Source organism: Tahibacter sp. (assembly GCF_035481375.1).
Lineage (GTDB): Bacteria > Pseudomonadota > Gammaproteobacteria > Xanthomonadales > Rhodanobacteraceae > Tahibacter.
Genome location: NZ_DATIGT010000048.1, coordinates 1 through 6,792 on the forward strand (window position 1 = coordinate 1; position 6,792 = coordinate 6,792).

At 68.9% G+C, this 6,792-nt stretch carries 9 protein-coding genes; 2 read left to right on the top strand and 7 right to left on the bottom strand.

Going from position 1 to position 6,792, the window contains the following annotated elements; genetic code table 11:
- Positions 1-433 precede the first annotated feature (433 nt).
- Positions 434-694 (top strand): hypothetical protein, encoded by a 261-nt coding sequence (locus tag VLF18_RS03190; RefSeq protein WP_325278172.1) that lies wholly within the window; start codon positions 434-436, stop codon positions 692-694.
- 67 nt (positions 695-761) lie between these two features.
- On the opposite strand, the gene VLF18_RS03195 is transcribed toward VLF18_RS03190, so the two are convergent.
- The 5 genes from VLF18_RS03195 to dusB all read right to left on the bottom strand — a co-directional run bounded on the left by VLF18_RS03195 (position 762) and on the right by dusB (position 4,640).
- Entirely contained in the window at positions 762-1,352 is a 591-nt protein-coding gene (locus tag VLF18_RS03195) for a DUF4893 domain-containing protein (protein WP_325278173.1), read from the bottom strand.
- 25 nt (positions 1,353-1,377) lie between these two features.
- Positions 1,378-2,313, bottom strand: a complete 936-nt coding sequence (locus VLF18_RS03200; protein ID WP_325278174.1) for a phosphatidate cytidylyltransferase — start codon at positions 2,311-2,313, stop codon at positions 1,378-1,380.
- Positions 2,310-2,939 (bottom strand): lysophospholipid acyltransferase family protein, encoded by a 630-nt coding sequence (locus tag VLF18_RS03205; protein ID WP_325278175.1) that lies wholly within the window; start codon positions 2,937-2,939, stop codon positions 2,310-2,312. The genes VLF18_RS03200 and VLF18_RS03205 overlap by 4 nt, the downstream gene beginning before the upstream one ends.
- The gene (locus VLF18_RS03210; protein ID WP_325278176.1) at positions 2,936-3,574 is read right to left on the bottom strand and encodes a CDP-alcohol phosphatidyltransferase family protein; all 639 of its coding nucleotides are present in this window, start codon (positions 3,572-3,574) and stop codon (positions 2,936-2,938) included. Before VLF18_RS03210 ends, VLF18_RS03205 begins: the two co-directional genes overlap by 4 nt.
- Before the next feature lie 70 nt (positions 3,575-3,644).
- The gene (gene dusB, locus VLF18_RS03215; protein ID WP_325278177.1) at positions 3,645-4,640 is read right to left on the bottom strand and encodes a tRNA dihydrouridine synthase DusB; all 996 of its coding nucleotides are present in this window, start codon (positions 4,638-4,640) and stop codon (positions 3,645-3,647) included.
- A 165-nt stretch (positions 4,641-4,805) separates the two neighbouring features.
- On the opposite strand from dusB, the gene VLF18_RS03220 reads away from it, so the two are divergent.
- On the top strand, positions 4,806-5,327 hold the full coding sequence (locus VLF18_RS03220; protein ID WP_325278178.1) for a nuclear transport factor 2 family protein: 522 nt from the start codon (positions 4,806-4,808) through the stop codon (positions 5,325-5,327).
- A gap of 51 nt (positions 5,328-5,378) precedes the next feature.
- On the opposite strand, the gene VLF18_RS03225 is transcribed toward VLF18_RS03220, so the two are convergent.
- Together VLF18_RS03225 and VLF18_RS03230 are read right to left on the bottom strand one after the other, a co-directional pair.
- Complete coding sequence (locus VLF18_RS03225; RefSeq protein ID WP_325278179.1) at positions 5,379-6,341, bottom strand: ribokinase; 963 nt, start codon at positions 6,339-6,341, stop codon at positions 5,379-5,381.
- Positions 6,342-6,376: 35 nt separating this feature from the next.
- Positions 6,377-6,691: a hypothetical protein gene (locus VLF18_RS03230; protein ID WP_325278180.1), complete on the bottom strand. Its 315-nt coding sequence runs from the start codon at positions 6,689-6,691 to the stop codon at positions 6,377-6,379.
- Between the last annotated feature and the right edge of the window lie 101 nt (positions 6,692-6,792).

The window sequence follows — 6,792 nt, forward strand, 5'->3', positions numbered from 1 at the left end:
CAGGAACGTTTCCCGCCGTGTACGCTTGCGCTTGCTCGCGTACTCGCCGTCTCCGAAGCTCATCTGGTCCATCGTGCAGGCCTGCAGGTAGTGTTGTGTTATCTCAGCACAATTGAGGGGGCTTGTTCAGACCTTACCTATCTGATCCTCTCGTCCACGAGCAGAATCGCGTGACTGGCATGCGTTCTCGAACGCCTGGGGAATCTCGGCGATGGGCGCGCGAGACAGCGATCGGCTACTACGAGACAGGAAATCGACTCCGATGCCGCCGAGCGAGTTCGGGAACTCCGACAGCGATGGCGCCGCGACAAGTGAACTTACAGGCTCTCAGTAGTGCGGCGCACGACTGGGTGATTTCCGGCATTGCTTTCGATGAAACTGACCGTAGATTTTTCCATTCTCACGCAAGGGCCGGCCGCGTTCGGCAACGTCCATGGAAAAATCGACGTGCCGGTTCCGCCCATGGTCGGTCGGTGACGTCATCAGGTTCTGGAACGCGAAGCCGGGCGTGAACCTGCCGGCGTGCGGATTTCGAATCGCTTCCGTCGTGGAGCATCGGGGAATGAACGCGAACAGCGACATTCTTCAGGTAGGGCTGAGCGATCTGACGGTTCCGACGGCCCCCGACGCGCGTGCGGTTGCCGAGTATTTCGAGCGCGGTTTCGGATTGTTCGCCGATGTTTACGGTGAGTGAGCGCCGCGGGAGTTTCCGACGGGATTTATCGGACCGCGATGCTGCACTGCGCGGCTACGCGAATTCCTCACCGCTTCAACTGATAGACCTCATACCCGTTGTCGCCGACATCGAGCAGCATGAGCACGCGTTCTTCCGCGATACCCCAGACGGCGCCGACGGAGTCGCTTTCGCGTGGCGACGCAGCGCCGTCGGCCAAGCTGTAGCCGACCTGCGGATCGTCGTTGACGGTCGCGCCGCCGACGAAGGTCCAGTCGCCGGTGCCGCCCTCGGGCGGCAGCAGCCAGCCGCTGCGGCGCTGCGAGCCGCTGGTCTTCTCGAAGAACAGGCGGCCGTCGCGGTTCGTGATGCGTGCCTTGAACCAGGGATAGGTGTAGATGCCGTAGCTGCCGCCCTGCAGCGAGCGGACTTTCCAGTCGCCGCTCAGTGCGGTGTCGGTCAGGGCGCGGTGGGGTTCGGCGAGCAGTTCCTCGACGACGGCCTTGGCGTCGGCGTCGCTCCTGGGGATTTCGGGATTCGCATTGATCGCTTCGACGCGGCGCGCGGCGTCTTTCAGGCGGGCTTCGTGTTCGGGCCACAGCGCGGCGTCGCCGGCGTTCGCGGCGGCGGCGAGGGTCAGCAGGGCGGCGGCGAGCAGGCGGCGGACGAGGATTCGCATGGTCGGGTCCCGTTGCGTCGGGGCGTCAGTTCGAGAAGAAGAAACGCGCAATGTGGAAAAAGATTGGCGCGGCGAAGCTGACCGAATCCATGCGGTCCATCATGCCGCCGTGGCCTTCGATCATGCTGCCCCAGTCCTTGGCGCCGAGGCTGCGCTTGACCGCCGACAGCGCGAGGCCGCCGAGCACGCCGCAGATCACGATGAGCAGCGACATGGCGGCCGACTGCAGCGGCGTGAACGGCGTGATCCAGTACATGGCCGCGCCGATGCCGGTCGCGGCGAGGCCGCCGCCGATCAGCCCTTCGACGGTCTTGGACGGGCTCACGAGCGGGGCGAGCTTGCGCTTGCCGAACAGCTTGCCGAACACGTACTGCATGACGTCGCTGATCTGCACGACGAGCATCAGATAGAGCAGCAGCAGCGCGCCCTGGTCCTCGAAGCCGGCGAGGTCGAGCACGAGCAGCGCCGGCGCGTAGCTGATGCAGTAGACCGTGATCATCACGCCCCACTGGATCTTCGTCGTGCGTTCGAGGAAGTCCTCGGTGTCGCCGGCGAACACGGCGAGTGCGGGCAGGCCAAGGAAGGCGTAGACCGGGATGAAGATCGAGAACAGGCCGTACCACTCGAGGTGGATGAGCCAGTACTGCAGCGGCACGAGCACGTAGAACGCGACGGCGAGCGGCTTGTGGTCGCTCGCCCGCGTCGGCGTCAGCGTGATGAATTCACGCAGCGCGAAGAACGAGATGAAGGCGAAGACGACGAGCGTCGCGTCGGCGCCGAGCCAGAAGCAGGTGCCGAGCACGGCGACCATGATCCACCAGGCGCGCACGCGTTCGTTGAGATTGCGGATCGTGCCGGTCTCGCCCTTGCGGCGCGCGAGCAGCCAGCCGATCGCGGAGGCCAGCGTCAGCAGCGCGACGATGCCGCCGAAGACCCAGACGAGTTTCTGTGCGGCGCTCATGCGGACGGACTCTTGATCGGGCCGGCCAGCGCGCAGACTTCCGCATGCGCGCGGCCGAGGAAATCGGCGCGCGCCTCGGCGGCGTCGCGCGCGAGCGGCGCGCCGAAGCGCACCGTGCAGTAGAGCGGCAGCGGCACGTGCGATCCCTTGGGCAGGCTGCGGTGCAGGGTGTCGAGATACGCCGGCACCAGATGCAGGTCCGGGAACGCTTCGGCGATGCGGAACAGTCCGCCGCGGAACGGCTGCGGCAGACGGTCGGCCGTGCGAGTGCCTTCCGGGAACAGGATCAGCGAATCGCCCTGCGCGAGCGCGGCGAACACGGGTTCGAGCGGATCGCCGGCGCGTTCGTCGCGGCGGCGTTCGATCAGGATCGCGCGCAGCACGCGGCCGGACAGATACGTCCGCAGACCCGGTTTGTCCCAGTAATCGCGTGCGGCGACCGGGCGGGTCACGGCGCGCTGCGCCGGTGTCAGCGCGCTCCAGATCGCGAGCGTGTCGAGATGGCTGCAGTGGTTCGCGAAATAGAGGCACTGGCCCGGCACGGCTTCGGCTCGCCACTGCGCGCGCGCGCCGACGAGGAGGCGCGTGATGCCGACGAGCCCGGCGCCGGCGAGGCGCTCCATCATCGGCGCGACTCCAGCTGCTGCGCGATCGCGCGCAGGCGCGCGACGCACGTCAGCGCTGACCCCGCGGCGATGACGGCGGCTGCGGCGGGCAGCGCGTAGTACGTCTGCAGCGTCCAGACCTCGATCGGCGCGAGGACGCAGGCGAGCACCATGAGCCACATGCGGTGCGGCTTGGCCATCGGGCCGCGGAAATCCTGGACGAGCCCCAGCGCGCCGCCGAGCGTGCGGATGTAGGCGGTCAGTGCCGCGAGCAGCGCGCCGAGCCAGCCGAGCCAGGGGATTCCGGCCGCGTAGCCGAGCGCGACGATGAATGCGCTGTCGGCGAGCCGGTCGGGCACTTCGTTGTAGAGCGCGCCGGTCGGCGTCTGCCGGCCGCCTTCGACGGCGACCATGCCGTCGAACAGATTGCAGAGCAGCCGCAGCACGATGGCGACGGCGCAGAGCCAGGCATTCCAGGGCGAGGGCCATTGCAGCAGCGCCCAGGCGCCGGCGGCGGCAAAGGCGATGCTGACGACCGAGATCGCATTTGGCGACACGCCGCTTTTCACGAGCGCGGCGGCGAATTTCCGGATCAGCGTGTTGCTGCGCGCCGCGATCGGTCGGCGGTTGGCGACGGCGGGTTCGGCGTCGGACATGAAAGCTCGCGATGGCGGGGTCGGCAGTGGAATAGCCGCTGCGTACGGCGACGTCAAGCCGATGCCGCGTTCAGGCCGCGTCGGCGAGCGCGATTCCGCCGGCGATCAGTCCGTCGAAGTAGTCGCGCGTGAGGTCGAGCTGCGCGTGCGCGGTTTCGGCCCGATTGACGACGGCGCGGAACGCGGCGTTTTCGGGCCGGTCCTTCGCATACCAGCCCAGGTGCTTGCGCGCGATGCGTACGCCCTGGGTTTCGCCGTAGAACGCGTGCAGCGCCTGCAGATGCCCGATGAGGATGTCGCGGACTTCGACCAGCGTCGGCGGCGCGAGCGTCGTGCCGTGCGCGAGGAAATGCGCGATCTCGCGGAAGATCCAGGGCCGGCCTTGAGCGGCGCGGCCGACGAGCAGGCCGTCGGCGCCGGTCTGTGCGAGTACGGCGCGCGCTTTCTGCGGCGAATCGATATCGCCGTTGGCGAGCACCGGAATGCGCACGGCCTGCTTGATCGCCGCGATCGTGTCGTACTCGGCGTCGCCTTCGTAGAGGTCGGCGCGGGTGCGGCCGTGCACCGCGAGCGCGGCGATGCCGGCATCCTCCGCGATGCGCGCGATCGTCACGCCGTTGCGGTTGTCGCGGTTCCAGCCGGTGCGGATCTTCAGCGTGACCGGTACGTCGACCGCGGCGACGACCGCCTGCACGATGCGCGCGACCAGCGGTTCGTCCTGCAGCAAGGCGGAGCCGGCGTAGACGTTGCAGACCTTCTTCGCCGGGCAGCCCATGTTGATATCGATGATCTGCGCGCCGTGAGCGACGTTGTAGCGCGCGGCCTCGGCGAGCATGGCCGGGTCGTAGCCGGCGATCTGCACGCTGACCGGCGCGGGCTCGCCGACGTGATCCATGCGCGAGAGCGACTTGCGCGTCTGCCACAGGCGCGGATCGCTCGTCGTCATTTCGGATACCGCGAGTCCGGCGCCGAGCCGCTTGCAGAGCTGGCGGAACGGCTTGTCGGTCACGCCGGCCATGGGCGCGAGGATCAACGGCGGGGAAATGGTGTGCGGGCCGATCTGCATGGGCGCGGATTGTACGGATGCCGGGGCGTGAAAGCGCGCGGGCGCAGGTCCGGTCTGGAGGCGGGTTGGGAGAAACGAGTGAAGAGGAGTGAGAAACGAGCCGGGGCAGCGCGCCACTCGTTTCTCACTCCTCTTCACTCACCACTCGCTGTTCCGGGGATCCACATGAAACGATGGCTATGGTTGGCAGTGCTCGCATGGCCCGGTCTCGCGCCGGCGCAGGAAACACCCGAGGCGGCCGCCGACGCGCTCTGGCGCGCGTTGTCGCACGGCCCGAACGCCGGAGCGGACCGCGAAGCGCTGCAGGCGCTGTTCGCGCCGGGCGCCCAGGTGTACGGGCTGAGCGAGCGCGAGGGCCGCCGCGTACTGCGCCAGCGCAGCGCGGCGGAATTCGTCGAGGCGCAGGCGAAGCCGGGCGCCGGCGCGTTCCATGAGCGCGAAGTCCATCGTGAAGTGCGTCGCTACGCCGATTTCGCCGAAGTGTTCGCGACCGTCGAATCGCGAACCGACGCGGGCGCGGACAAGGCGGATTTCACCGGCATCAACAGCCTGCATCTCGTCGAGCAGGACGGCCGCTGGCGCATCCTTTCGCTGTATTACGCGCTCGAGCGTCCCGGACAGCCGCTGCCGGCGGCATGGCGCGGCAGACCGTCCGGCAAGGCGTCGCCTACGCCACCACGCGAGTAGCGGCAGATCGCCGCACTCACTGGTTTCTCACTTCTCTCCACGCTTCACTTTCTAGAGGCCGAAGCGCTGCAGCACCGCCGCGCGCGTCGGCATCGCGACGGCCGCGCCGGCTGTTTCCGTGCTGAGCGCGGCGACGCGGCCGGCATGGACGACTGCCTCGCGCAGCGCGCGTCCGGGCCGTTGCGCGAGTTCGGCCGCGAGCGCACCGTTGAACGCATCGCCGGCGCCGGTCGTGTCGCGCACATGTACGCGCTCGGCGGCAACCCGGTAGCCCGGCGACGCGTCGTGCCAGCGCGCCGGATCGGCGTGCGAAACGAAGCAGCCGCGCGCGCCCAGCGTGACGATGACACTGAGCGCGCCGAGCCGGCGGCACAGCGCGTGGAGTTCGTCGTCGCGGCAGTCGGCAATCGCCTCGGCGCGCAGCGCCGTGCCGGCGCAGCGGTCGAGCAGCGCCGCGAATTCGGTTTCGTTCGGCGTGACGAGATCGGCAAGCGCGAGCAGGCCGGCGTCGAGTTCCGCATGTACGGGGGCGGGATTGAGCAGGCGCACGCAGCCGGCATTCGCGGACGACAGCGCCGCGCGGATCGCGCCGAGGCCGGTTTCCATCTGGACGAGCACGACGCGCGCGGACGCGAACAGATCGGTCTGCGCCGCGACGTAGGCCGCATCGAGCCGCTCGTTCGCGGCGAGGTCGAGCACGATCTGGTTCTGCCCGTTCGCGTCGACGACGATGCCGCAGGAGCCCGTCGACATGTCGTCGCAGACCTGCCAGCGCGTCGCGATGCCGTCGGCCTGCGCGAGTTCGCGCGCGGTGCGTGCGAGCGCGTCGCCGCCGAGCGCGCCGATGAACGCCGTCGGCACGCCCTGGCGCGCGCTCGCGACGGCCTGGTTGAAGCCCTTGCCGCCGGGGCCCGTCGAGAAGCCGAGTCCGCGGCGCGTTTCGCCGGGCTGCGGAAAGCGATCGATGCGCCAGACGTGATCCTGGTTGTACGAACCGACGACGAGAACGCTCATGGGGCGGAAATGCGTGTGGAGAAGAGAGGCACCGGCTAGCCGCCGGCGCGCAGCCGCGCCGCGCGCCGGTTCCAGCAGCGGAACAGCGTCAGCCGCGCGAGCGCGTAGAACGTCACGAACGTCAGCGCGGCGATCGAGGCGCTGGCGAGCCACAGCGGCTCGCCGAACAGCAGGTACATCAGCAGTATCGAGAACCCCGCGCAGACGCTGCCGAACACGAGCGCGATGACGAACAGCCGCGCCTCGCTGAGCGGCTCGTCGCGCCGCGGACGCAGCGCGAGCAGCGGCCACCACGCCCAGTCCAGGTCGGACAGGGCGTTGACGCGATCCTCGAAACGGTGCGTGGTCACGGCCTCAGAGCTGGTTGAGCACGCCGGCGATGGTCGCCGTCATGAACGTCGCGAGCGAGCCGCCGAGCACGGCGCGCAGGCCGAAGCGCGCGAGATCGGCG